The following is a 26,457-nucleotide window of genomic DNA, read 5'->3' on the forward strand; positions in this document are numbered from 1 at the left end:
AGCCGACCGTGGACGAGAAACAACGCTACGAAGCAGGCATGCAGGTGCGCCGCGCGGTGCTGGGCGACGCCCATGTCGACCGTAGCCTGGAGAAGCTCAACGACTTCAATGGCGAGTTCCAGGAGATGATCACCCGCCATGCCTGGGGTGATATCTGGACCCGCCCCGGGCTGCCCCGGCATACCCGCAGCCTGATCACCATCGCCATGCTGATCGGCATGAACCGCAACGACGAGCTCAAGCTGCACCTGCGCGCGGCCGCCAACAATGGTGTGACGCGGGAAGAGATCAAGGAAGTGATCATGCAGAGCGCGATCTACTGCGGGATTCCCGCAGCCAATGCCACGTTCCACCTGGCGGAATCGGTGTGGGATGAGCTGGGGGTCGAGTCGCGCGGTTGAGTGACCCGCTGACCCGAAACGAAACGAGGCCGCTGCCAGTCGAATGGCAGCGGCCTCGTTGCATGATGGGGTGGTGCTTGCACCACCCCGCGAGCAGGCTTAGTCAGCCAGCTTGTAGGCGATGATGTAGTCGCCCATGCGGGTGCCCAGCGAGCCGTGGCCGCCAGCGGTCACCAGCACATACTGCTTGCCGTCCTTGCCGGTGTAGGTCATCGGTGTGGCCTGGCCGCCTGCCGGCAGGCGGCCTTTCCACAGCTCCTGGCCGTTCTTCACGTCATAGGCGCGCAGGTACTGGTCCAGGGTGCCGCTGAGGAAGCCGACGCCACCGGCGGTGACGATCGAACCGCCCATGCTGGGGACGCCCACCGGCATGCCGATCGGTACCGGGGTGCTGTCACGGGTGGTGCCGTTCTTGTGCTTCCACACCACCTTGTTGGTGAACAGGTCGATGGCCGCCACATAGCCCCAGGCCGGCGCCTGGCACGGGATGCCGATCGGTGACATGAACGGGTGCATGGTCACCGCGTACGGCGCGCCAGCGTTGGGTTGCACGCCGCTGGTCTCGCTTTCGCGCTTGCTGCCTTCGGCCACCTGCTCGCGGGGGATCATCTTCGACACGAAGGCCATGTAGTTCGGCGAGGTGAACAGCAGTTGGCGCACCGGGTCGACCGACACGCTGCCCCAGTTGAACACGCCGACGTTGCCCGGGTAGACCAGGCTGCCCTGCTCGGACGGCGGGGTGTACTGGCCTTCGTAGCGCAGGCCGCGGAACTGGATGCGGCAGAGCATCTGGTCGAACGGCGTGGCGCCCCACATGGCCTGTTCGGTCAGTTCCGGGCCGAGCAGGTTGAGATCGGAGCGGGCTTGGGTCGGCGCGGTGTGGTCGCCCTTCACGGCGCCTTGCGGTACCGGGATTTCGCGGATCGGCACGATCGGGGTGCCGTCGCGGCGGTCGAGCACGTACAGGCTGCCTTGCTTGGTCGGCACGATCACCGCCGGCTTGACGCCGTCATCGGTCTTCAGGTGGACCAGGGTCGGCTGGCTGCCGACGTCCATGTCCCACAGGTCGTGGTGGGTGAATTGGTAGTTCCAGCGCGCCTTGCCGGTGGCCAGGTCCAGGGCGACGATGCCGGCGCTGTACTTCTCGGCGCCCGGTGTGCGGTCGGCGCCCCACTGGTCGGGGGTCTGGTTGCCCAGGGGCAGGTAGATCATGCCGAGGTCTTCGTCGACGCTGGCGATCGACCACATGTTGGCCGAGTTGCGGCTGTACAGCTTGCCGTCGGCCAGGGGCTTGGTGTCGTCCGGGTTGTTGCTGTCCCAGTTCCACACCAGGTGGCCGTCGTGCACGTCGTAGGCGCGGATCACGCCGGACGGTTCGTTGGTCGACTCGTTGTCGGTGACGTGGCCACCGATGATCACCAGGCTGCGGGTGATCGCGGCCGGCGAGGTGGAGTAGTAGCCGCCGGCGGTGAACGGGCCGATGCCGCGGGTCAGGTCGATCACGCCCTGGTTGGCGAAGCCTTCGCAGACCTTGCCGGTGTCGGCGTTGATGGCGATCAGGCGGGCGTCGGCGGTGGGCAGGTAGAGGCGGCGAGGGCAGGCCTGGGCCACGGCCTGGCCGGCGTCGGACACCTTTGGTGCCGGGCTGCCGTCACGGCTGACGTAGTTGTTCTCGTCGTAGTACGAGACGCCGCGGCAGGTCATGTGGGCGAAGCCCTTGAAGGTGCCGGTGGGGCTCTTGACCTGCGGGTCGTAGCGCCAGATCTCGGCGCCGGTGTCCGGGTCCAGGGCCAGCAGCCGGCTGTGGGCGGTGCAGGCATAGAGCATGCCGTTGACCTTCAGCGGGGTGTTCTGGTTGGTCAGCTCCACCGGGTCGTTTTCGGTCGGCAGGTCGCCGGTGCGGATGCGCCAGGCTTCTTCCAGGCGGTAGGCGTTCTGCGGGGTGATCTGGCGCAGCGGCGAGTAGCGGTCGCCATGCTCGGTGCGGCCATAGGCCTGCCATTCACCGTCCGGCATGGCCGGCGCGGCGCTGCCCATCTCGCTGTCGTCGCGGCTGAACGCGCCACGGATTTCGCCCGGGTGGGTGAACTGGCTGGCGACCGCGGTCGCGCCGGAAGCCACCACGGCCACGCTGAGCAGGGCGGTATTGAGCTTCGAAGCCGGGCCTTGCAGCGGGCGGCGGGCCCACGGCAGCAGCAGGACCACGCCGATGGCGAACCAGATGGCCAGGCGCGGCACCAGTTGCCACCAGTCCAGACCAACCTCCCACAGCGCCCACACGGTGCTGCCCAGCAGCACCAGGCCATACAGGCCCAGGGCGATGCGGCGCTTGGCCAGCAGCAGGATGCCGGACAGGGCGAAGGCGATCCCGGCGATCAGGTAGTAAAGCGAACCGCCCAGCTGGCTCAGCTTGATGCCGCCGGCCAGCAGGGCCAGGCCCATCAGCAACAGCAGCACGCCCATCAGGCGCGGTAGCCAGCGGGTTCCATTCTTGGCACCGTCAGTGCTCATCGTATGTTCTCCGTAGTGTGGAAGGGTCGGGTTAGAAAGTGCTCTGGATCTTCAGGCCACCGATCAGCGCGTCGTCGACATGCGACACGCCGCCCGGGTGGCGGATGTACTGCAGGTTCGGGCGCACCGTGAGCCAGTCGGCCAGGTGGATGCCGTAGTAGAGTTCGGCGCTGTACTCGGTGTCCTGCACGGGCAGGAAGCCGGGGTTGTCGTAGTCGTCCAGGCCGTTGGCCTGGTTGATGAGGCGGGCGTTCTTGCGGTAGCCGGGGTTGACGTGCACGCGGGCCAGGGCGAAACCGATGTCGTCCTTGGCGCGGGCATCGAAGGGCCCTTTGTAAACCACACCTGCCTGAACATAGTTGTCGATGGCATTGGTCTTCTTGTCGTGCACCGTGGCGTTGGCGAACAGGCTCAGGCCGCGGGACTGGTCGGAGGCCTGCGAGGTCACCTGCTGCTGGGCGCCCAACCACAGGCCGTGCTTGCTCGAGCTGCTGCGGTAGGCGGCACCGCTGATGGCGGCCGGCGTGCCTTGGCTGTCCTTGAGTACATCCTGTGCCTTGGCATTACTGTAGTAGTAGCCGGCGCGATATTCCCCTTTCAGGCCATTGACCCGCGGGCTCCAGACCAGCTCGACCGGCATCACCGCGCCTTGGGTGCCGCTGCCACTGAGCTTGAAGCCGTTGTTGCTCTCGAGGTTGGAGGGGTTCTGCTCGTACACGCCGACCTGGGCGTAGAGCTCGTCGCTCAGGTTGTAGCGCACGCGCAGGGCCCACTGGCTGACCGGCCAGTTGTACCAGATGCCACCGACCCAGTTACCCACCTGCGAGCCGCAGAACGCCAGGTTCTGGAAGTCGCAGGGGAAGCTGTTGAAGTCCTCGCCCTCACCGAAACGGCCGAATTTCACGTCCAGCGCGCCGTCGAAGTATTTCTGCTTGATCCACATCTGGGTCAGTCGCCAGGTCTCGCCACGGCCCCAGACTTCCTGGGCCGAGGTGAAGCCGCCGACGCGCGGGTCGTTGATGCGGTCGTTGCTGATGTTGTCGCCATGGCGCTCGGTGACGGTCAGCTGGAACTCGGTGTCCTGCCAGCCGAGGATCTTCTGCAGGTCCATGTTGACGCCGAAGGTGAACTGGTCGCTGTAGCGCGCGGCGCGGTCATGGCTGTAGCCGCCGTGCAGGTTGCTGCCCATCTCGCCGGTGTAGCCGAGGGTGAAGTCGTAGCCTTTCTCCAGCAGCTCGCTGCGGGTGCCGCCCCAGTCACCAAGCATCCAGGGGGAATCCTTGGCGAACATCTCGTTGGCGCCGGTGGTGGGGGAGAGGCCGCCGAGCAGGGTGGCCAGGGCGAGGCTGGAATAACGGGTCTTGGGCAGTTGGAACATGAGATAGCGCTATCTTTTGATTATTGAAGAAACGGCAAGCGCGACGAAGCGCGGGTTTTCGAAAAGGGAATGGCTACGAAAGGTATCAGATGAAGCGATTCAGCTTGCGGCGGGGAGGATATAGGGGAAGTTGTAAGAAAAAAAGACAAAATGTCGCAGGGGATTGTTGCTTCTGCGGTAACAGTCAGCGGCGTGTCGGGCAAGGACTGCCATTCTCAGGTCAGGCCTTGCCCGTTTGCTGCGCTCCAGTTGTCAGCGTTCGCGTTTGCGCTTCGCCCGGTCGATCACATCCTTCCAGGTGTCGTTCTCATCCTCCGCGACCGTGAACCAGGGGTAGGCCTGCACGTGTTGCTCGTAATTCGCCCATTCACCGCCGACCTCTTCACCTGCCGCTCGCACGACCTTGTATTCCCGGCCCAATGCATCGTAGACGTGGGTATCGGCATAGATGCCGTTGTTCTTCTTGCGGGCGCTGTCATTGCTCACCCAGTGCCAGTCGTTGAGATAGAAGGGCAGCCAGACCCGTACGGGTTGACCCTTGTTGTCGAATTCCGTCTTGCCGGTGACTGCCCAGCGGACATCCGCGTGCTCGGTCACTGCGTTGCCATCGGCATCCGTCTTGAGCCCACCCGTTTCGGCATCGAAGACAAAGGCTTCTCCTGGCGGATGGCGGACGGCGGTCTGCAGCACTTGTCCGCCGCCGTTCAACATCACCTGTACGCGTACTTGTTGCTCCGGATCGCTGTCATAGCGGTCGGTCTGGATCTGAATGACGTGGGGGGGCGCACGGCCATCCATCGTTGGCTGCGCCACAATGCCATCGCGTTGCAGGTGTTCGGCGTCACGCTCCCATTCCCGTTCGCTGCAGCGTTGAGCGGAGTTGGTGCCGTCGGCTAGCAGCTTCAGGGGCATCCAACTGTCGGCGATAACCGTAAACGCCTGTGCCACGGGTACGTTCTTGGTGTTGTTCAACGCCACGGCCTTTTCGACGGTGAGCGGCGGAGTGAATAACTTGACCTTGTCGTAGCCGACATGCTCCGGTTTACCAGCCTCCGTACCATAGAAGCGCGTATGCAGGACCCGCCCCAACGAATCCAATGTCACCTTGCTGGTGTTGTCATTGGCATCGAGCATTTCGATGGGGGTCAGGAATCGCCAGTCATAGGCTTTCACTTCGCTGCTCAAGCCAGCCGCATCGGTCACCTTGTTCACGGCAATGTCATGCGCGGTGTACGCCAGCTGAACAGGGCCGGTGACGGTGTTTTCCTGAACGGTTTTGGGTAACCAGAAATGCGTTTCGTCGTGATAGAGGGTGATGCCGTGGTGTCCGGCATAGGCCCCTTCAATCGTGGGCTCGAACGGGATGCCAGGTGCGCCCAGGCCTTCTGGGTCCTGAGGGTCATCCAGCTCTGGTGCATCTGCTGGACGGCTCATTGCAATGTAGCCCCCACGCTTCAACATGCCTTTCAGTGACTCCACCTGCACTCGTTTACCAAGCAGCGTTTGGACCTGCTTGAGCCAGGTCCGAGCGTGGAACGGCAAGATAGAGGGCTGGTCCACCGACTGGCAACCCGCCAGGACGGAACGCCAGAAAACAGGTTCGGGGATCGACTTGGCCAGCGCGACATAGAGAGTGTTCATGTCATCGCTACCCGCGCCTGCCAGGTCGGCAAACCAGAGCATCACATCCGCCAGTTCCGCATCTGGTACGCGGTTCTGCTTGTACAGTGCGTCCTGCAGGCCTTCTGGCAGTTCGGCGGGGTCGGCGATCATCAGCAGCAGGCACAGCTCTTCAACGGAGATGATTTGCTTCAAGGCATTGCGCAGTACTTGGCAGGCTGCCGTGTCCAACGGTTTGCTCTGCATCAGGTAGTTCATCAGTACCGCATAGAGTACTTCCGCATCGGGTGTCGGCAGGCGCTTGTGCACACGGGTCAGAACGGCAAGGTCAGCATTGGGCGTAACCAGTGCGTCCGTAACCAGCTGCTGCAGGGTAAGGTCGAACGTAGGTTGCAAGGCCTCGACCGAGGCCTCGTCCAACATCGCCGTGCGGGTATAGGCCACCAGCGCCGGAATCGATGGGGTGGCGGAGATGCCGCTGCCGTCAGCCTTGCGCCAGAGGACTTTCTGATAGCCGGTCAGGGTGAATTTGTCGGCGTATGCCGATGGCAAGTCCGGCCATTTGTCTATCGAGTATCCGCCCTCCGGGATTTCGGAGCTGGGGATGAGCACGGCATCCGAGCGGGTCGAGCCGGGAAGCCCGATCACCCAGTTACCGTTTTCCGTCAGGTTGTGCACGGTTGCACGGGTCAGGTTGATCCAGCAGTCGTACTGCTGGTCATCGCAACTGGCGGAGATCAGCCCCTCGGGCAGTGCTTCTGGGTAGATGCGCCGCGCCGTATCTTCCTCCGCCAGCTCGACAGGAGACAGCAGCCGAGGGTAGTTGATGGCGGCACTCTGCAGAACATTCCCGTATTCGTCCTGCTCGATGACGATCGATTGGGTTACCACCGGATCCTCGGTGATGCGTTCGCAGGCGAAGGTCAGTACCTCCACGGGTGTCACCAAGGCCGCCGGGCGCTCGGCATCGGCGGTGTCGTGCATGCGTACTTGGAGGCGATTGGTGACAACACTGTAGGGCTTGTCGGCCCGATCGCTGTCGTCTTCACCATACACCTCGATGCGCCGCACCTGGCCACGTATGGCACGGTACAACCAAGGGCGCACTGAAGGCGTTGGCTCCAAGGGGGGCTCATTGCCACCGGTCCAGTGGGTGAAGCGAACGGGTCCTTGGGGGAAGTGTGCGTCCATGTCGACAAAGGCACCCTCCGCGACAAGATCGCGTGCCTCGATCCCGGTATGGAACCAGGTACAGGTGCGGCTCGGTGGTGACAGGTCTGCTGCCGCCAGTTGTGCCTGTTCGTTGGTGTCGCGCTGGATCAGCCGGGTGAAACCGGCGAACTCACGCTCCTGGCCATCCCATACGCCACCGAGGTAAGTTCTCTCGCGACCAACGCTGAGCCCAGTAATTTCGTTGATCGTCGTCTCCCGGCTGACTGTGTGCACGGGGAAGGGCAGATAGCTCACGGGCGTTCTTCCGGTGCGGGCGAGCACGTCGGCCTTCTGGTCGAGCCAGGCCTGCGCCGAGCTGCGGTATTCCAGCTGGGTGCAGGTGCCTGCATTGTCTGACACCTTGGCCAGCAACCAGGGGCGATGGTCGTTGAAACGGTACATCCAGCTTCGCGGTTCGTTGTCTTCGCCACCGTGGTTTTGGGTCAGCAACAGGTCGGCGGTGCCCTGCCCACGGAGGTCGGCAACCTGCAGCCGGCATTTCGTGTCCAGTGTCATGCCTTCGGGGGCGGGAATGAAAACGCCTTTCGTGTACTGGTTGCCACACTGGCTGACGAATACCTGGATGCCGTCTGGCTCCATGTAGAGGATGTCCGTGGTGCCGGAACCGTCGGTGTCGGCCAGGAATACCCGCGAGGCGCTGAAATTCTCGACTTCAAAACCACCGATTTTCAGTGCATCGTCGAATCTGCCATGACCTAGCGACGGCCATAGGGTCACGCTGTTGCCCGTGATTCTCACCAAGTGCTGTTGGCCACTGCCTGCTGGATCGGCGAAGGCAACCAACTCATGCTCGGAGTCGTCCAGCGATGGCAACGGTTCACTGCCTTGATAATCCCCTTCCACGGAGGTCAGCCAGCCTTTCGTACCGTTTGCCGGGTACAGGCGCACTGTCCTTGGGCCCAAGGCCCTCAGCAAGATGACGTCGTCCTGGCTGTTGCCGGTGAGGTCTGCCATTCGCACATGTGGATGACCATACTCCGACGGTGTTCCTGCCAGCGGTACCCAGGCTCCCCAAGTGCCGTCCGGTGCCAGTGTGAAGCTCCCTCGCAGGGCATCCGCGATGACCAGCCATTCCGGCTGGCCATCGCTATTGAGGTCGACCAAGGAGCCGTTGGCGGCGCCCATGGGAAACCCCAGCTGCTTGGCCTCGCCCCAGGTGACAAGGTCTTTACCCGCGGTGTTGTCCATACGTTGTGGCGCGCGGTAGTACCAGGCGCCGTCGTCGAGGTACAGGATGCCAGGTATGCCTTCGCCATAGAGGTCGGCCACCTGCCAGCGGTCATGCCAGAAACCGTTCAGGGCGGGCAGGGGATCCCAGTCGATGGACTTCACTTCGTTTGCCTGGCGATCCCTGATTTTTCGGCCGGGGCGGGTCATCCAGAATTCCAGCGGCGGCATGCGCGAATATTTTTCGTACTTGATCTTGCCGTTGGTTTTCGCGTTGTTGACTATCGTGCCATTGATGATCTTACCGCCGGTGATCTCACCCTCGGTGACCTTACATTCAATAATCGTACATTTGATAACTGTGCAATCGGTGAGGGTCCCATTGATGATCGTACCGTTGCTGAGCGTGCAGTCGGTTATCATGCAATCAGTTATTTGGCCGTCAATGATCGTGCAATCAGTTTTTTGTTTTTGGCCGTCAATGATGATCGTGCCATTGGTGATCGAGCCCTTGGCAATCTTACCGCTGACAATCGAATTCGGAATGATCGTTTCAGCAGCGCTCAGGAGATTGGTCACCGCGCTACTGTCGTAGCTCAGGTGCTTGTGATCGACGGGCTCCGGTGTAGTGTCGCTACCGCCACCCAAGATCCCGGTGCGGCGCCAGAGCACCACATCCTGGCAGCGGCGGCGCAGGCGCACGTTAAAGCCATAACGCCAGAATGAATGGCGGTCCTCGCGAACCGGCCATTTGATTTCCTGGCCGTCTTTCCGAGCAGGGGGGGGCGGTTTACCCGGGCCGGTTTCGAATTCACCATAATAGAATTGGGCAAACTCCAGGAAATCGTCCTCCTTGAAGGCATCCGTGGGGATCAGCAGTGTCTTCGGGACTTTTTTGAAATATCTGGCGTAGACCGTATCCGGATAGACATTGGCAACCCTCGGATGGGACTGAATTTCTTCCGGACTGCAGTCTTCTTCATCCTCCTTGCGGTAGCGGTACACAAGATGGTCGTCGCGATTGGCGGACTGGGTCTCTTCGATATACCAGCCGGCGACGCGCCTCGGTGCAGGGATACCTGGCTTTTCGGTTTCTTGCAGTCGGGCCGATGGCGACCAGCCATAGAGCGACAGGCTGTTGTCCGGCAGAACATGCAGCCAGAAGCCTGGATGAGTCGGGGTGCCCTTGGGCACCCAATGTTCCAGGCGCTCCGTGGGGTTTTTCGTGGGGTTGAAGGTCCGCGCGCGCCACGCGGTGCCAGTGTAGTCGCCCACGATGCCGGCGCGCTTCAGCAGCTCATCGTCGTCAGGTTCACCGATCTTCAGTATTTCCACACCCGATGGCCCTACCACCTGGTTATTGCCGTCGTACTTGGGGACACCAAACCGGGTCATCACGAACACCGCCGGCAACGGGCATTCCCAGCCTGCACCGAACGCGCTGTTGCCACCGCCGGAGGAGTATTGCAGCGTCAACGCGGCCGACAGGCTCCGCCCGGCGGGGGACGGTAGCGGCAGTTGCCAGCCGGCGCTGCCGTCGGGGCCACCGGCAGACAGCATGCCACCGCCCACCGAGACCGTGCCGCCACCTTTGGGGAGTGTCGGTGGCGTATAGAAGGACGCACGGCTTTCCTCTGGAACCGAAGCAGACTGTTCAGGCATGGGGCACCTCCAAGGCAATGGCATCCAGAAGACGACGTTGCCTGGATTCTATGGAGCGGCCTGGTTTTGCAAAACTGGCAGAAATGCCAGGTGAGTCCTCAGTGATTGCGTGCTAGCCCCCGTAGGAGCCGGCTTGCCGGTGAACACCGGCAGAGCCGGTGCCATGCTGCGTGTTGCCTGGGTTCGCCGGCAAGCCGGCTCCTACCGGTCAGAACGTCGTGCGCAACCCCACCTCGACACTGCGGCCCGGTGCTGGCGCGATGTCCCGCAGGATCGAGCTGGAGTAGCGCACCGTCTGGTCCGTCAGGTTCTCCCCGCGCACGAACGCCAACCACTGGCTCTGGCCGACGTCGAAGCGGTAGCCGATGCTGGCGCCCAGGGTGGTGTAGCCGTCGGTGCTGGTCTCGTTGGCCGGCTTGCGGTGCTGCGCCGAGGCATGCTGCACGTCGACCCGCGCCTGCCAGCGATCCAGCTCCCACACCAGCCCGCTGTTCAAGCGCAGCGGCGCGATACGTGGCAGCGGCTCGCCGCTGTCGAGGTTCTTGGCCCGGGTGTAGTCGCCGGACAGTTCCAAAGCGAAGCTGCCATAGCGGTTCTCCAGCAGTTGCCAGCGATCCTGGGCCTCGATGCCGTAGAAGCGTGCGCGCACGCCCTGGTAGGCGTATTCGGGGAACTCGCCGTGGTCATGGCCATGATCATGGTCGTGATCGTGGTCTTCATCGCCATGGTCGTGGTCATGACCGCCACGCAGGTTGCCGGTGCCGATCAGGCCGATGTAATTGCGAAAGTGGCTGTAGAACACGCCGACGCTGCCCTTGTGGGTGCCATTGTCGAAACGCAGCGCCAGGTCGCCGGAGATCGCCTTCTCCTTGCCCAGGTTCGGGTCGCCCACTTCGAAGGCGCCGGTGGCGACGTGGGCGCCGTTGGCGTACAGCTCATAGAAGGTCGGGGCGCGTTCGGTATAGCCCAGGTTGGCCGCCAGCGCCCACACCGAATCGAGCTGGTACAGCGCGCCGGAAGAGAGGCTGAAGGCGTTGAAGCTGCTGGCGCTGTCGGCCCCGGCGAAGGTCTCGTTGCCTTTGGCGTCCGGATCGACGCGGGTGTGCTCCAGGCGCGCGCCGAGGCTCAGGTTCAGGCGTTCGGTGGCCTGCCATTGCTCGAGCAGGAACAGCGCCAGGCTGTCGGTGTCGGTGTGCGGGACGAACGCTTCCTCGCCCAGGGCGGAGAATTCGTTGCGGCTGACCTGGGCGCCGATCACGCCTTCGACTGGGCCGAGCGGCTGGTGGCGGGCTTCGATGCGCGCTTCGTAGCCCTTGTTCTTGAAGGTGGTGTGCACCTCGCCGCTCTCGATCTCGCGATGCTGGTAATCGGTGTAGCCGGCATCGACCTTTACCGAGCTGAAGGGGCCTTCAAGGTCACGCAGTTCCGAGGCGAAACCGTAATGGTCCTGCTGCATGTCCAGGCGCACGCCGGGTTCGGCCACCGAACCGTAGTTGCTGTCATAGCGGCTGTAGGACAGGCCGGTGTAGCCATGCTCCCAGTGGTAGGCACCGCCGATCGCGCCGCCGTCCTGGCGCCCGTCGCTGTTCTCCAGGCGATGCTTGCTGCCCGGTTCGTCGGCGTCGCGCACTTTCGAACTGCGGGCGTAGCCGGGGATGCGCAGGTCGTTGAACTGGCGGCTGTTGGCGTCCAGGTGCAGGGCGAATGCGCCATTGCCGGCCTCCAGCTTGCCAGCGCTGCTGCGGGTGGTGTCGGCACCGCCGTAGCGTAGTTCACCCGCGCCATGGATACCGTCGATGGGCGAATCGGGGATGCGGTTGTCGAAGGTGTTCACCACGCCGCCGATGGCATTGCCGCCATAGAGCAGGGCGGCCGGACCGCGGACGATCTCGACCCGCTCGACGTTGACCGGGTCCAGGGGCACGGCGTGGTCGTAGGAGAGCGACGAGGCATCGAGCGCGCCCACGCCGTTGCGCAGGATGCGGATGCGGTCGCCATCCAGGCCGCGGATCACCGGGCGGCTGGCGCCGGGGCCGAACCAGGTGGAGGCGACGCCGGGCTGTTTATTGAGGGTCTCGCCGAGGCTGCCGTGCTGCTGTTGCAGCAGGTCGTCGCCTTCGAGGACGGTGCTCGGGGCGGCCAGTTGGGCATTGCCCAGCGGGTTGGCGGTGATGACCTGGGGTTGCAGTTCGACGGCCTGGCTGGACGTGGAGGCCAGCCACAGCGCGGCGGCGAGGGGAGAGAGGCGCAGAGGGGAGCACAGCATGGGGAGTGACGTTCCTTGGCAGATAACGTTGTTGTTACTTTATAACGTATCTATTTCAGCATAATGCTTTCTGTGCTCGCCAGTCATTTTCACCTGTAGGAGCGGATTTATCCGCGATGCGTTCACCGATGTACTGAGCAGGCTGCACGATCGAGCGCCGCTCGCGCGGCGCATCGCGGATGAATCCGCTCCTACACTTGTGTAATGTGCGCACCTTCCCGAACCTGGAGCATTGGCATGAGCACGGCCCAACACAACGCGCTGCACGGCAAGACCCTGGAGCAGATCCTCACCGAGCTGGTGGCGCACTACCAATGGCAGGGCCTGGCCGAGCGCATCGACATCCGTTGCTTCAAGAGCGACCCGACCATCAAGTCGAGCCTGACTTTCCTGCGCAAGACACCCTGGGCGCGGGAGAAGGTCGAGCAGCTGTACGTGAAGCTGCAGCGCAAAGGCTGATGCCGCGCCGTCCCTGGCTGACGCTGGCGGCCGTCCTGGGCTGGACGGGGCTGACGATCCAGCTGTACCTGGTGCTGCTGGCGCGTTGGCAGGAACAGGCCAGCCTGGTGGGCGGGCTGGTCAACCTGTTCTGCTATTTCACCGTGCTCAGCAACACGCTGGTGGCCACGGTGCTGAGCCATGCTGCATTTGGTCGTGAGTCGGCGGCCAGGCGGTTTTTTCTATCGGCGCCGGTCAGTTCATGCGTGGCCGCCAGCATCGTTCTGGTGGCGCTGGCCTACAGCCTGCTGCTGCGGCATTTGTGGCAACCGGAAGGCTGGCAGTGGCTGGCGGATGAACTGTTGCACGACGTGATGCCGGTGCTGTTCGTCTTGTACTGGTGGTTCGAGGTGCCCAAGGGGCGATTGCGGTTGTGGCACCTGGCGGCGTGGGCGCTGTATCCGGCGTTGTATTTTGCGTTTGTCTTGCTGCGTGGCCATGAGATTGGGGTTTATCCGTACCCGTTCGTCGATGTGGCTCGGTTGGGGTATGGGCAGGTGCTGCTCAATGCCCTGGCGGTGCTGGCGGGATTCTGGGGGATCGGGCTGGTACTGCTGGGGCTGGATCGCTGGCGCCGCGCCACTCGCCTGTAGGAGCCAGCCTTGCTGGCGAACCGCTGCAACTACGGCGTCTAGTTCGCCAGCAAGGCTGCCTCCTACAGGTGGGCGAGGTGTTTACTCGTCGTCGGCGGTGCCATCGGCTCGCCAGTAAGCGGCGGCCTTGAGGGCTTCCTCAGGCACACCCTTCTCCAGCAGCAATGCCTTGGCCCGGCGGGTCAGCGCCTTCTCCAGCGCCACCCAGCCATACAGCCGGCCCTGGGGCAGTGCCAGGTGGCGCACCCGCTCCAGCACGTCTTCCTCGTGCCGGCGCACCCAGATCACTTCGACCTGTGACTTGCTCACCAGCGGTTGGCGTTCCTGCTCGTCCTCGACCTGGATTACCGCCAGCACCTGGCGGCCCGCCGGCAATTCTTCCAGGCGCCGGGCTATCGCCGGGATCGCCGTTTCATCCCCGATCAACAAGTAGCTGTCGAAGATGTCCGGCACCACCATCGAGGCGCGTGGACCGGCGATGTCCAGGGTCTGTCCAGGTGCCGCCTGGGCCGCCCAGGTGGAGGCCGGGCCGTCGCCATGCAGGACGAAATCGATGTCCAGTTCATTGCCCTCCAGGTCGACGCGCCGGGGCGTGTACTCGCGCATGGTCGGCCGGGCGCCGCCGTCGCGGCCAAGGCTGCGGGCGTCGATGGCCTGCTGCTCTTCAGGCGTGGCGGCGAACAGCAGCTTGATGTGGTCGTCGCTGCCGACGCTGGTGAAGCCCGCCAGCTCCGGCCCACCGAGGGTGATCCGGCGCATGCGCGGGGTGAGGTCGGTGACCCGCAGCACTTGCAGGCGACGCTGGCGGATCTCGTGGTTGACGCGGTGGATGGTGTCGCTCATGGGGTGTTCTCCGTAACGGTCGCGGCCGGCCCGGAGGCGATGGCCTTGGCGGTGTCGTTGAGCAGGGTGCGGACTCGCTCGATCTCTTCGAGCGTCCAGCGGCCGCTGTGCATGTGCAGGGCGTGGCGCAGGTTGCCCACGGCTTCGTGGATTTCCGGCGGGCGGTCATGGCCGCGCAGGGCGCGTTTGCTGACTTCGATGCGCATGCGCACACCGTCGAGGGCCACGGCCTGCTCGGCGAGGGCCGCGCGGCCGGCGTCGGTGATGGCGTAGAGGCGCTTGCTGCCCTGGATCTGGCCGGTGACCAGTTCGGCTTCCTCGAGGTAGCTGAGGGTCGGGTAGATCACCCCGGGGCTGGGGCTGTAGCTGCCGTCGAACAGGCTTTCGATCTGGCGGATCAGGTCGTAGCCGTGGCCGGGCTGGTCGGCCAGCATCGACAGCATCAGCAGCTTCAGGTCGCCGGGGGCGAACACCCGCGGGCCGCGCTCGCCCCGGCCGGGGCGGCGTTCGAAGGGATCGTGGGGGACGTGGTCGCGCATGACGCTGGGGCTCCGTGTGTTTCGATATATCGCAAGATATTACTCAAGATATATCTAAAGACAAGCCCTGAAATGCGGATGATTATCATCTGAAAAGTTGATGAGTCTTGTAGGAGCCCGCTTGCTGGCGAACTGCGCCCCGTCGCACTCCAAGGCATGCAACGGAGCGGCATGGCTCAAGGCTGTGCCGCTGCCACCTGCGGTGCCTTGCAGGCATTGGCGTTGCCGGGCTCCAGGTAGGGCATGAGGATTGGCGCCATGCCCTTGAGCACCTGCACCGGCAGCGCCGAGGTAAATGTGAAGGCCTCGGCGGTGCGGCCTGGGACGAAGGCGGTAAGGGTGCCGAAGTGGTTGTCGCCCAGGTAGAACACGAAGGTCGCGGTGCGGTTCAGCGAGCGCGAACCGATCAACCGGCCACCGGCGCCGAAGCTCTCGATGCGGTTGTCGCCAGTACCGGTCTTGCCCCCCATCACCAGCGGTGTGCCGTCGTGCAGCTTGAAGCTGCCGGAGATACGCCGCGCGGTGCCGGCGTCGACCACTTGCGACATGGCGCCCTTGAGCGCCCGGGCGACCTCGACCGGAAGAATCCGCTGGCCACGGTCCGGGTCGCTGATCAGCTGGGTTTCATACGGGGTGCCCTGGGCGAAGTGCAGGGTGTCGATGCGCAGCGTCGGCAGGCGCACGCCGTCGTTCTGGATGATCCCGACCAGCTCGGACAGCGCGGCGGGGCGGTCGCCGGAGCTGCCGATGGCGGTGGCCAGCGACGGCACCAGATGGTCGAACGGGTAGCCCACGCGCTTCCAGCGCTGGTGGATGTCGGTGAACGCCTCGATCTCGACCATGGTGCGGATACGGCTGTCGCGGGCGCCCTGGTGACGGCTCTTGAACAGCCAGCTGTACACCTCCTGGCGCTCGAAGCGGCTGGCGTTGAGGGTGTCCTTGAGCGAGGCGCCGGGGTTCTTCAGCAGGTAGCCGAGCATCCACAGGTCCAGCGGGTGCACCTTGGCGATGTAGCCCTGGTCGGGCAGGTCGTACTTGCCCGGGCCGTAGGCCTCGTACATTTCCACCAGCCGGCTGTCGGTGAGCTTGGCCATGGCGAGCTTGTCGCCCTTGCTGTGGGCGCGCACGAAAGCGTTGAAGGTCTCCTGCCCGGCCTCGGGGAACAGGTAGCGGTGCACGGCGGCGAGGCGCTGCGGGGTGACGCGCAGGCTGTCGAGGAACGTGTCCAGGCGTTGCTGTGAAGTCTTGCGCTGGTACTTCTTCCAGAACCGCATCATGTAGTTGGTGCCTTCGCGGTCGGCGAAGCGGGCCAGGTACTCCTGGCGCCGCGGGTCGCTGTCATCCCTGAGCAGCGGTTCGCGGTTGAATGGCTGCTGGTAGGTGACGTAACGCACCAGGTCGCGCATCAGGCGGATGAAGGGCAGGTTGATCGATTCGCGCAGGGCATCCTTGAGCGTAGGGTTGCGGTTGTTGTCTTCCTTGCGGAAGTTGTTGAACACATGCATGCCGCCGCCCGTGAAGAACGCTTCGCCAGTGTTGGCCGAGTACTTGCGTTCAAGCGCCGCGTCGAGCATGGCGTCCAGGCTCTGGTTCTTGCTGTTCTGCATCAGCCATTCCAGCGACCACTGGGTGATGCGATCGAGTTCGGCCACCGGTACTTTTTTCAGCTCGGCGGCGGGCTTGCCGGCGTACTTGTCGTGCAACTCGGCGATGATCTCCAGGTAGGTGGTGAGCACCCTCAGCTTGGCGGTGGAGCCCAGTTCCAGCTTGCTGCCTTCGTTGATGTCGAAGGGCTGGTTGGTACTGTCGGTCTGTACCCGCACCCGCGAGCCATCGGCGGTGCGCTCGAACAGGGTGAAGCTGTAGCTCACCTGGTCGGTGGTCTTGCTGGTCAGCAGGCGTTCGCCGATCAGCCCCATCTGCGCGGCGAAGGCCGGGTCGGCGAGGTTCTTCAGGTACTGGCTGACCTGCACGTTCAGGTCGGCCTGCAGCGTGCTGGTGGCCGACAGGTCAAGGCGGTCGAGGTCGTACAGCGGGCGGTTGAGCATGGCCGCCATGCGGTTGCGCGCCAGGCTGATGCCCTTGTTGGTGATGATCGGCACGATGGTCGGCTGGGCCACCCAGTCGCGGTAGATCGCCTTGCTGGCCAGCGCCGCGTCGGCCAGGGGGCGGTCGATGATGCCGTTGGCGGCCAATACGCGGATGTGCGAATCAGTGAGCTCGGCCAGCTCGATTCGGCCCTTGGACAGGTAATGCGAGGGCCGGCGCTGGGCGATCATCAGCGACAGCACCTGGCGCAGGGCCAGGCCGCGTTCGGCCATGCTCTTCTCGTCGGTGGTGGTGGCCACCAGTGCCTGGTTGACCTGGTCGAAATCGGCGCCGTACCACACCCGCAGGCCTTCGGCCATGCCGTGCACCTCGCCATGCCCGGGCACCGCCGACAGCGGCACGCTGTTGAGGTAGTCGCGCACGATGCGCTCACGCGCCTCGGTGGTGTCCGGCCCGCCCTGGTAGGCGCGCACGCTGGCGGAGATCATCTGGCGGATCTTCTCGGCGCCGGACACGGTCAGCCCGTCGGGCGAGTGGCGGTATTTTTCCAGTTGCGTCGCCAGGGTGCTGCCACCGGCCGACTGGCCGGGCAGGGCCAGGTACTTGGCCACCTGGCTGTAGGCGGCCTTGGCGAAGCGTGGCCAGTCCACCGCCGGGTTGTTCTGCGGGTCCTTAGGGTCGAGCAGCTCGCGGTTCTCGATGAACAGCAGGCTGTTGACCATCACCGGCGGGATCGCGGCGAAGTTCGGGTACAGGTGCTGGGGGTAGTTGTACTGGTAGAGCATGTCGCCACGGCAGTCGGTGATCGACAGGCCGGCCTGGATCTTCTCCACGTAGGGCACGAACAACCCGTGGCTGACATAGTTCATCAGGGCGGGTGAGAAACGTACCTGCTGGTTGATCAGGTAGTCGCGCTTGAGCAGGCGCGGCAGGAATTCGCCCAGCGCGCTGTAGCCCAGGCGCTTGTCGAACGGGCCGTCGCCGGGGTAGACGATGGCGTCGCTGGGGCCGGGTTCGAGCTGGTAGGTGAGGGTGCTGGCCAGCTTGCTGAATTCGCGCGATTGCAGGCGCGATGTCTGGATCTCGTCCCAGGCGGCGAAGCCCACGGCCACCATGGCCACGATCAGGATGAGCAGGATCAGCCGCCACCACAGGCGACGCTGGCGGGGGGATTTTTGCGATGGGGCTTCAGCCTGGGGTGCCTTGGGTGCTTCCGTTCTGGTTGGTTCCGATTGCCACAGTGCGCCCATAGTCTTGAGTCCGGCCAGGTATTTTCGTCTTGCTTGTCTGAAGCTTAGACAATGGCCGGAGTTGGTGAAAAATTTGTGGGAAGCCTCGAAAAAACAGTGCAGACATGCGCCTTTGGTGTGACTTCCATTCTTCGGCAATGTTGCTATGGTATCGGCCCCATTCCTGCGAATGGGTGGAACGAGACGAAGATGCCACTCCGTTCGGGGTCTTTTGCCCGAGGAATCTCGCCAAATTTCCTACTGTATATAGTGAAAAGCCCTGCAAATGGCTTCCTATACTGCTCGACCCCTTCGCCCTGCCGACGCCTGGCGCGCACGGTGGGCGGGCCGGTCCACAAGGCCGCCCGGCAAGACGACGCCCCGCCTATCGGCGTGGCCGGTGCCGCACGAAGGTCAAATCCAATAACAAAATGAGGTTGTATTGCTATGCCAGTCGGCAACCATCCTGCCCATGGCGAGTCCGCCCAGGGCGGCCCGCTCAAGCGTGAACTGGGCGAACGGCACATCCGCCTGATGGCCCTCGGTGCCTGTATCGGCGTCGGCCTGTTCCTCGGTTCGGCCAAGGCCATCGAAATGGCCGGCCCCGCCATCATGCTTTCCTACATCATCGGTGGCCTGGCCATCCTGGTGATCATGCGCGCCCTCGGCGAGATGGCCGTGCACAATCCAGTTGCCGGCTCTTTCAGCCGCTATGCGCAAGACTACCTCGGCCCGCTTGCGGGTTTTCTCACCGGCTGGAACTACTGGTTCCTGTGGCTGGTGACCTGCGTCGCCGAGATCACCGCGGTGGCCATCTACATGGGCATCTGGTTCCCCGACGTGCCACGCTGGATCTGGGCGCTGATGGCCCTGGGCAGCATGGGCGCGATCAACCTGATCGCAGTCAAGGCGTTCGGTGAGTTCGAGTTCTGGTTCGCCCTGATCAAGATCGTCACCATCATCGCCATGGTGCTCGGTGGCATCGGCATCATCGCTTTCGGCTTCGGTAACGACGGCGTGGCCATGGGCATCTCCAACCTGTGGAGCAATGGCGGCTTCATGCCCAACGGCGTGACCGGCGTGCTGATGTCGCTGCAGATGGTGATGTTCGCCTATCTGGGCGTGGAGATGATCGGCCTGACCGCCGGCGAAGCACGCAACCCGCAGAAGACCATCCCCCAGGCCATCGGCTCGGTGTTCTGGCGCATCCTGCTGTTCTACGTGGGCGCGCTGTTCGTGATCCTGTCGATCTACCCGTGGGGCGAGATCGGCAGCCAGGGCAGCCCGTTCGTCATGACCTTCGAGCGCCTGGGGATCAAGACCGCCGCGGGCATCATCAACTTCGTGGTGATCACCGCCGCGCTGTCGTCGTGCAATGGCGGCATCTTCAGTACCGGGCGCATGCTCTACAGCCTGGCGCAGAACGGCCAGGCCCCGGCCGCCTTTGCCCGCACCTCGAAAAGCGGCGTGCCGCGCAATGCGCTGCTGCTGTCGATCGGCGCGCTGCTGCTGGGCGTGTTGGCCAACTACCTGGTCCCGGAGAAGGTGTTCGTCTGGGTGACCTCGATCGCCACCTTTGGCGCGATCTGGACCTGGGTGATGATCCTGCTGGCGCAGCTGAAGTTCCGCGCAGGGCTGTCCACCACTGAGCGCAACGCGCTGAAGTACCGCATGTGGCTGTGGCCGCTGAGCTCGTACCTGGCGCTGGCGTTCCTGGTGCTGGTGGTGGGCTTGATGGCGTACTTCGAGGATACCCGCGTGGCCCTGTATATCGGCCCGGCGTTCCTGGTGCTGCTGACGGTGCTTTATCACACCTTCCGTTTGGCGCCGAAAGAGGTGCAGGGTGTGGCGAGCAGCGTCTGATCTGAAAGAGTTGGGGCTGCTGCGCAGCCCTTTCGCGGCACAAGGCCGCTCCTACAGGGGGATACATGAACCCTGTAGGAGCGGCCTTGTGCCGCGAAAGGGCCGCAAAGCGGCCCCAGGATCCATCAGGCCGCCGCTTCGCTATGCGGCTCGAAGCTGTCGGCCCGGGCCAACTGCCACATCCGCGAATAGAATTGCCCGTTCACTTCGCCGGTCAGCAACTCCCCCGGCTTGAGGAACACGTGCATCTGCGAGAACAGCTTGATCTCGGTCGCCGAGATCCGCCGCACCAGGTGCTTGGCCTCCAGTTGCGCCGGATGCTCCAGGCCCGCCGCGGCCAGCATTTCGGCCAGGGCGCGTAGGGTGTTGTGGTGGAAGTTGAGCACCCGCTGGGCCTTGTCCGGTACCACCAGCGCGCGCTGGCGCAGGGCATCCTGGGTGGCGACGCCGGTCGGGCACTTGTTGGTGTGGCAGCTTTGCGATTGGATGCAGCCGATGGCGAACATGAAACCGCGCGCCGAGTTGGCCCAGTCGGCGCCGATGGCCAGCACGCTGGCGATGTCGAAGGCGCTGACGATCTTGCCGCTGGCCCCCAGCTTGATCTTGTCGCGCAGGTTCAGGCCCACCAGGGTGTTGTGCACGAACAACAGGCCCTCGCGCAGCGGCACGCCGATATGGTCGGTGAACTCCACCGGCGCGGCGCCGGTGCCGCCCTCCTTGCCGTCGACGACGATGAAGTCGGGCAGGATGCCGGTCTCCAGCATGGCCTTGGCGATGCCCATGAACTCCCACGGATGGCCCAGGCAGAACTTGAAGCCCACCGGCTTGCCGCCGGACAGCTCGCGCAGTTGGGCGATGAACTGCATCATTTCGATCGGCGTGGAGAAGGCACTGTGACGCGAGGGTGAGATGCAGTCCTCGCCCATCATCACGCCACGGGTTTCGGCGATCTCCCGGGTGACCTTGTGCTTGGGCAGGATGCCGCCATGGCCGGGTTTCGCGCCCTGGCTCATCTTGATTTCGATCATGCGCACTTGCGGGTTTTGCGCCTGGGCGGCGAAGCGCTCGGGGTCGAAGCGCCCGTCGGGGGTACGGCAACCGAAGTAGCCGCTGCCCAGCTCCCAGACCAGGTCGCCGCCGTGTTCACGGTGGTAGGGGCTGATGCTGCCTTCGCCGGTGTCGTGGTGGAAATTGCCCAGCTTGGCGCCCTGGTTGAGGGCGCGGATGGCGTTGGCGCTGAGCGAACCGAAGCTCATCGCCGAGATATTGAAGATCGAGGCTGAGTACGGCTGGGTGCACTGCGGGCCACCAACGCTGACGCGGAAGCTTGCCGGGTCGGCCAGCGGCGCCGGGCGCATGGAGTGGCCGATGAATTCGAAACCCGACTCGTAGACATCGATCAGCGTGCCGAAGGGTTTGTCCGAGGCTTCGTTCTTGGCCCGGGCGTACACCAGCGAACGCTGGGCGCGGGAGAAGGGCAGGGCGTCGCTGTCGGCTTCCAGCAGGTACTGGCGGATTTCCGGGCGGATGCCTTCGACCAGATAGCGGATATTGCCGAGGATCGGGTAGTTGCGGCGCACCGCGTGGCGCTGTTGCAGCAGGTCGAACACCCCGATCAGGCTGAGTACCCCGGTGGTCAGGGTGAAGGGCCACAGCCAGTCGTGTTCGAGGAACGGCAGGCTGGCGAAGGTGAACAGCACGCAGGCGGCTAAGAAGGCGTAGCGACTGAGAAGTGACAGGCTCATACGGGTTCCTTGCGGATGGCTCGGTCAGGCTCAGGGCCTGGCAAGGCCCGACCATAGCCCGGTTGGGCGACGCATTGCCAGTTTCGGGGCGGGCGCGAATATGAAAATTCGGGTATCGAAAATCATTCGCAAAATGGTATGTTATACAGTATCAATTTGATCCCGAGGAGGCTCCACCATGAAAGCAGGCATCCACCCCGCCTATCGTCCTGTGCTATTCCACGACACTGCCGCCGATGTCTACTTCCTGATCGGTTCGACCGTCGACACCGATCGCACCCAGGTGCACAGCGATGGCCAGACCTACCCCTATGTGGCACTGGATGTGTCCAGTGCCTCGCACCCGGTGTACACCGGGCAGCAGCGCAAGACGACGGTGGAGGGGCGTGTCGCCGGGTTCAACAAGCGTTTCGCCGGCTTCCAGGCTACGCGCTGAACCTGTAGCGGCTTTAGCCGCGAAACAGGCGGCGCGGTGTGTGGCACCCGCTTCGCGGGTGATCGCGGCTGAAGCCGCTCCTACAGGGGCGGCGCCTGGCGCAGCAGGTGTTGATGCCATTGCGCTTGCTCGGTTGCTGGTGCCTCCACCAGATACTCATATCGCCCTGCCACCCGACTGGCCACCGCCACCCCATCCCGATAGAGCAAGCGGTTGCCCCCTACCGCAGGCACCTTGGCCCCGGGCAACAGGCTCCCGACCAGGTTCAACGGGTCGCAGGCACTGACCATCACCAGCGCCCCATCCGCCGCCCGCCTGCGCACCTGTCGCAACAACCCCACAGCTTCCGGCAACGCAAACTGCTCGCCCGCCAGCCCTGCAATGAAGCGCCCGCCACGAATCTCGCCGCGAGCCTCCAGCCGGTGATAACAGCGCAGCAGCTCACGCCAGGGCGGCAGCACATCGCTTTCACGCTCCAGCAAACGCCAGCACACCACCCCGTAGCGGCGCAGCAGGCTGCGCGCCACATGTTCAAGGCGCTGGCCTTCGTCCACGGTGCCTGCCCCCCTGCGCAACATGGCCCAGCGCCCGGCGTGGGCCATGCTGCTGGACACCGGTGGGTGCCCACGACGGCCGTTGCGCGGGCTGCGCTTGGCTGCCGGTGTGATCAGGCTGCGCAGGCCGCTGAAACCATCGGCGCTGGCCAGCCCGGCACCGACCAGTTCCTGCAGGGCAGCTTCCAGCTCACTGGGCAACAGGTGAGCCTCGTCGGTCAGTTCGTCGAAGAACAGCGCGCCGTGTTCCTGCAAGGCTTGCTGTACCCGCCGGGCCCGTGAACCCAGTTGTTCGGGATCGGCTGTCGGGGCCAGGCTGCGCCACAGCCCGAGGTGCTCGCGCGGCAACAGCACCAGCGGCGTGCTGCCCAGGGTGGTGGCCGAGGCCGTGGCCGCCAGCCGGCTCCACGCCCACTGGCCGCTGCGGCAGGCATCGTCCAGCCAGTGTGGGCTGTAGTCCTTGATCCGCGCCGGCAGCAGCTCGGCTTCCCAGGTTGCGGCAGCGCACGGGTAGCCCTGCAGTTGGCCGAGCACTTCACCGACTGCCTGGGGGCCGCGCAGACGGGTTTCACCCGCCAGGTGCTGCCAGTCGAACAGAAACCGCATGAAGTCCTGCAGGCTCACCGGCTCGATTTCCCGGCGCAGGCGCTTGACCGTGTAGCGGTGGATACGTGCGAGCAGGTGACGCTCGCACCATTGCAGTTCGCCTTGGCCAGGGCTGAAATGACCGCGCAACACGTAGCCTTCGCCTTCAAGGCGAGCGAGGGCTTGCTCGCAGTCGCCGGGTGCCAGCCCCAGTGGTGAACTGATCTGTGCCAGGGTCAGCGGGCCGAAACCGCTCAGGCGCGCGCGCAGCAGTTCAGTCAAGGCGCTATCTGGTGTGTAGGGCTGGTCAAAGCCTGGCAGCAGTGGCAGGCAGGGTTCAGGTTGGGCGGCGGAATACAGCGCCATGACCAGGCTCTGACGCTCGCGGGCAAGCCACAGGTGTTGCAAGCGGCAGGCGCGTCCGCTCTTGCAGAGCGCTTCCAGCAAGGCGTCCCATCCAGGGTTGGTCTGTACTTCGGTTTGGCTGATGATCCCCAGGCTCATCAATGCCTCGTGCAATTCATCGGCATTGGCCGGTTGTGGCCAGGCTTCGGCCTGCACGGCGGCGATGGCGTCGGCGTCCAGCGCGCCCAGGTCGTCGCTGCTGCTCACTTCGTTCCAGCGCCGGTTGAGTACCGCCTGGGTGCGCCGTTCTTCCAGCGGGGCGTCGTCGAGGAAGGTGTAGGGGCGGGCGTTGAGGATCGCCGAGGCCAGCGGCGAGGGGGTCGGCAGGTCGCGGCTGAGCAGGCGCACCTGGCCGGCCTCCATGCGCCGCAGCAGGGCCAGCCAGCCTTCGCTGTCCATGGCCTCGTGCAGGCAGTCGTCGAGGGTCTGTTCGACCAGTGGATGGTCGGGGATCTGCCGTTCGCCGACGATATTCTCCAGGCAGGCGATCTGATCGGGGAACACCGCGGCCACCAGGTCCTCGCTCTTCATCCGCTGGATCTGCGGCGCGACCTTGCGCCCGCCCACGTAGCGCGGCAAGGCCAGGGCCACCGCCGCGTTCCAGCGCCAGCGCACGCCGAACAGCGGGGCGTCGAGCAGGGCCTGGATCAGTATCGGTTCTGCCGTGCGGCTGTTGAGGTAGCGCCATACTTCATCCAGGGCGAAGCTGTGGCTGGTGGACAGCGACAGCACGATGGCGTCTTCGCTGGCCGCCGCCTGCAGCTCGAAATTGAAGGTGCGGCAGAATCGCTTGCGCAGGGCCAGGCCCCAGGCGCGGTTGATACGGCTGCCATAGGGCGAGTGGATGATCAGCTGGGTGCCGCCGGACTCGTCGAAGAAGCGCTCCATCATCAGGGTCTGCTGCGAGGGCAGCGCACCCAGCACCTGCCAGGTGCGGCCGAGGTAGTCGAGCAGTTGGCGGGCACAGTCTTCGTCCAGTACATAGTCGGCTTGCAACCAGGCGAGCACCTGGTCGGTATCAGCGTGTTGCAGGTGCGCGTCGATCCGCGCCTGCAGGCGGGCCACCGCAGCGGACAGTTCATCGCTACGCCCGGGCGCCTCGCCCAGCCAGAACGGGATGGTCGGTGGCAGGCCATGGGCATCCTCCACCCGCACACGCCCGGGTTCGACCCGCAGGATGCGGTAGGACGCATTGCCCAACTGGAAGATGTCGCCGGCAATGCTCTCTATCGCGAAGTCCTCGTTGACGCTGCCGATGTTCAGCGCCTGGGGCTCCAGCAGCACCGCGTAGTCGGCGGTCTCCGGGATGGTGCCGCCGCTGGTCAATGCGGTCAGCTGGCTGCCTCGGCGCCCGCGCAGCGTGCCGCTCACCGCGTCGCGGTGCAGGTAGGCGCTGCGTACGCCCTGGCGACCGTTGTAGCCTTCGGCGAGCATGCGCAGCAGGGCCTGGTAATGGCGCTCGTCGAGGTCGGCATAAGGCGTGGCCTGACGCAACAGGTCGAACAGCGCCGCCTCGGCCCAGGGCTGATTGCTGACTTCGGCGACCATCTGCTGAGCCAGCACATCCAGTGGTGCATTCGGAATCTGCAGCGCGTCCAGTTCACCCCGGCGCACGCAGTCGAGCAGTGCCACGCACTCGATCAGTTCGTCGCGCGAAGTGGGGAACAGGCGCCCCTTGGGCACGCCGTCGACCTGGTGGCCGGAGCGCCCGACCCGTTGCAGCAGCGCGGCGATCGACCCGGGCGAGGCGATCTGGCAGACCAGGTCGACCTCGCCGATATCGATACCCAGTTCCAGCGAGGCGGTGGCGACCAGCACCTGCAACTCACCGGCCTTGAGCCGTTGTTCGGCGGCCAGGCGATGCTCCTTGGCCAGGCTGCCGTGGTGCGCGGCCACGGCGTCGTTGCCCAGGCGCTCGCCGAGGTGACGGGTCAGGCGCTCGGCCAGGCGCCGGGTGTTGACGAACACCAGGGTGGTGCGGTGCTCGCGGGCGAGGGTGGCGAGTCGGTCGTAGACCAGGTCCCAGACGTCGCTGGCCATCACCGCGCCCAGTGGTACCGGTGGCACCTCCAGGGCCAGGTCGCGATGACGGACGTGGCCGATATCGACGATGGCGCAAGGGCGTTCGTGCCCCACCAGGAACCTGGCCACGCGCTCTACCGGGCGCTGGGTGGCGGACAGGCCGATGCGCCGCAAGGGCCGCCCGGCCAACGCCTGCAGGCGCTCCAGGCTCAGCGCCAGGTGGCAGCCGCGCTTGTTGCCGGCCAGGGCGTGGATCTCGTCGACGATCACCGTGTGTACGCTGGCCAGACCCTGACGACCGGAGTCAGAGCCAAGGAGCACGTACAGCGACTCTGGTGTGGTCACCAGAATATGCGGTGCCCGCTTGCGCATGGCGGCGCGTTCCTTTTGCGGGGTGTCGCCGGTGCGCACGGCGGTGGTGATGCGTGGCACTTTCAGGCCGAGTTGTTCGAGGCTCTGGCTGATCCCTACGAGGGGGGCCTCGAGGTTCAGGTGGATGTCGTTGGACAGCGCCTTGAGTGGCGAGACGTACACCACCTGGGTTTGCGCCGGCAGTTCGCCGTCGTTCGCCAGGCCCTTTTGGAACAGTTCGTCGAGCACGGCGAGGAAGGCGCTCAGGGTCTTGCCCGAGCCGGTCGGCGCGGCAAGCAGCATCGACTGGCCGCCGTGGATCAACGGCCAGGCACCGGCCTGGGCTTCGGTGACCGTGGTGAAGCGTTGGCGGAACCAGGTGGCGACGGCCGGGTGAAACAGCGCGAGCACCGGGTGCGGGAGGGCTGGCAGGTTCATGGCTTGGTTATGGCGGGACGAAGGCGAATTGGCAAGGGGCCGTTCGTCTGTCTGTTCCGGCCTCTTCGC

Annotated in this window: 14 protein-coding genes; 5 read left to right on the top strand and 9 right to left on the bottom strand. The window is 64.6% G+C overall.

Going from position 1 to position 26,457, the window contains the following annotated elements:
• Positions 1-8 precede the first annotated feature (8 nt).
• Positions 9-401, top strand: a complete 393-nt coding sequence (gene pcaC, locus JYG34_RS05445; protein WP_213659787.1) for a 4-carboxymuconolactone decarboxylase — start codon at positions 9-11, stop codon at positions 399-401.
• 99 nt (positions 402-500) lie between these two features.
• Here the strand turns inward: pcaC and JYG34_RS05450 are convergent, their stop codons facing one another.
• The 4 genes from JYG34_RS05450 to JYG34_RS05465 form a co-directional block, all read right to left on the bottom strand.
• Positions 501-2,912, bottom strand: a complete 2,412-nt coding sequence (locus JYG34_RS05450) for a glucose/quinate/shikimate family membrane-bound PQQ-dependent dehydrogenase (protein ID WP_213659788.1) — start codon at positions 2,910-2,912, stop codon at positions 501-503.
• Between the two features lie 31 nt (positions 2,913-2,943).
• Positions 2,944-4,290: a carbohydrate porin gene (locus JYG34_RS05455; RefSeq protein WP_213659789.1), complete on the bottom strand. Its 1,347-nt coding sequence runs from the start codon at positions 4,288-4,290 to the stop codon at positions 2,944-2,946.
• 252 nt (positions 4,291-4,542) lie between these two features.
• The gene (locus tag JYG34_RS05460; RefSeq protein ID WP_213659790.1) at positions 4,543-9,972 is read right to left on the bottom strand and encodes a SpvB/TcaC N-terminal domain-containing protein; all 5,430 of its coding nucleotides are present in this window, start codon (positions 9,970-9,972) and stop codon (positions 4,543-4,545) included.
• A 208-nt stretch (positions 9,973-10,180) separates the two neighbouring features.
• Positions 10,181-12,238 (bottom strand): TonB-dependent receptor, encoded by a 2,058-nt coding sequence (locus JYG34_RS05465; protein WP_213659791.1) that lies wholly within the window; start codon positions 12,236-12,238, stop codon positions 10,181-10,183.
• Positions 12,239-12,475: 237 nt separating this feature from the next.
• Between JYG34_RS05465 and JYG34_RS05470 the strand changes: the two genes are divergently transcribed.
• Positions 12,476-12,697, top strand: a complete 222-nt coding sequence (locus JYG34_RS05470) for a VF530 family DNA-binding protein (protein ID WP_011532490.1) — start codon at positions 12,476-12,478, stop codon at positions 12,695-12,697.
• Complete coding sequence (locus JYG34_RS05475) at positions 12,697-13,329, top strand: Pr6Pr family membrane protein (protein ID WP_213659792.1); 633 nt, start codon at positions 12,697-12,699, stop codon at positions 13,327-13,329. The genes JYG34_RS05470 and JYG34_RS05475 overlap by 1 nt, the downstream gene beginning before the upstream one ends.
• Positions 13,330-13,410: 81 nt before the next feature.
• Here the strand turns inward: JYG34_RS05475 and JYG34_RS05480 are convergent, their stop codons facing one another.
• The 3 genes from JYG34_RS05480 to JYG34_RS05490 all read right to left on the bottom strand — a co-directional run bounded on the left by JYG34_RS05480 (position 13,411) and on the right by JYG34_RS05490 (position 18,010).
• A complete protein-coding gene (locus JYG34_RS05480; protein WP_213659793.1) occupies positions 13,411-14,172 on the bottom strand; it encodes a siderophore-interacting protein in 762 nt (253 codons plus the stop codon).
• Positions 14,169-14,711, bottom strand: coding sequence for a PadR family transcriptional regulator (locus JYG34_RS05485; RefSeq protein WP_213659794.1), 543 nt, complete (start codon positions 14,709-14,711; stop codon positions 14,169-14,171). Before JYG34_RS05485 ends, JYG34_RS05480 begins: the two co-directional genes overlap by 4 nt.
• A 176-nt stretch (positions 14,712-14,887) precedes the next feature.
• Positions 14,888-18,010 carry a transglycosylase domain-containing protein gene (locus JYG34_RS05490; protein WP_213659795.1) on the bottom strand — a complete coding sequence of 1,041 codons (3,123 nt, stop codon included), beginning with the start codon at positions 18,008-18,010 and terminating at the stop codon, positions 14,888-14,890.
• A 426-nt stretch (positions 18,011-18,436) separates the two neighbouring features.
• Here JYG34_RS05490 and JYG34_RS05495 point away from each other — a divergent pair, with 426 nt between their 5' ends.
• Positions 18,437-19,852, top strand: a complete 1,416-nt coding sequence (locus tag JYG34_RS05495) for an amino acid permease (protein WP_213659796.1) — start codon at positions 18,437-18,439, stop codon at positions 19,850-19,852.
• A gap of 125 nt (positions 19,853-19,977) precedes the next feature.
• Here JYG34_RS05495 and JYG34_RS05500 read toward each other — a convergent pair whose 3' ends face one another.
• Positions 19,978-21,597 carry an FMN-binding glutamate synthase family protein gene (locus tag JYG34_RS05500; protein WP_213659797.1) on the bottom strand — a complete coding sequence of 540 codons (1,620 nt, stop codon included), beginning with the start codon at positions 21,595-21,597 and terminating at the stop codon, positions 19,978-19,980.
• Positions 21,598-21,775: 178 nt separating this feature from the next.
• Here JYG34_RS05500 and JYG34_RS05505 point away from each other — a divergent pair, with 178 nt between their 5' ends.
• Entirely contained in the window at positions 21,776-22,033 is a 258-nt protein-coding gene (locus JYG34_RS05505; protein WP_011532497.1) for a type B 50S ribosomal protein L31, read from the top strand.
• An 80-nt stretch (positions 22,034-22,113) separates the two neighbouring features.
• Here the strand turns inward: JYG34_RS05505 and JYG34_RS05510 are convergent, their stop codons facing one another.
• Entirely contained in the window at positions 22,114-26,388 is a 4,275-nt protein-coding gene (locus JYG34_RS05510; RefSeq protein ID WP_213659798.1) for a DEAD/DEAH box helicase, read from the bottom strand.
• Positions 26,389-26,457: the final 69 nt, after the last annotated feature.

The organism is Pseudomonas entomophila (genome assembly GCF_018417595.1).
Lineage (GTDB): Bacteria > Pseudomonadota > Gammaproteobacteria > Pseudomonadales > Pseudomonadaceae > Aquipseudomonas > Aquipseudomonas entomophila_C.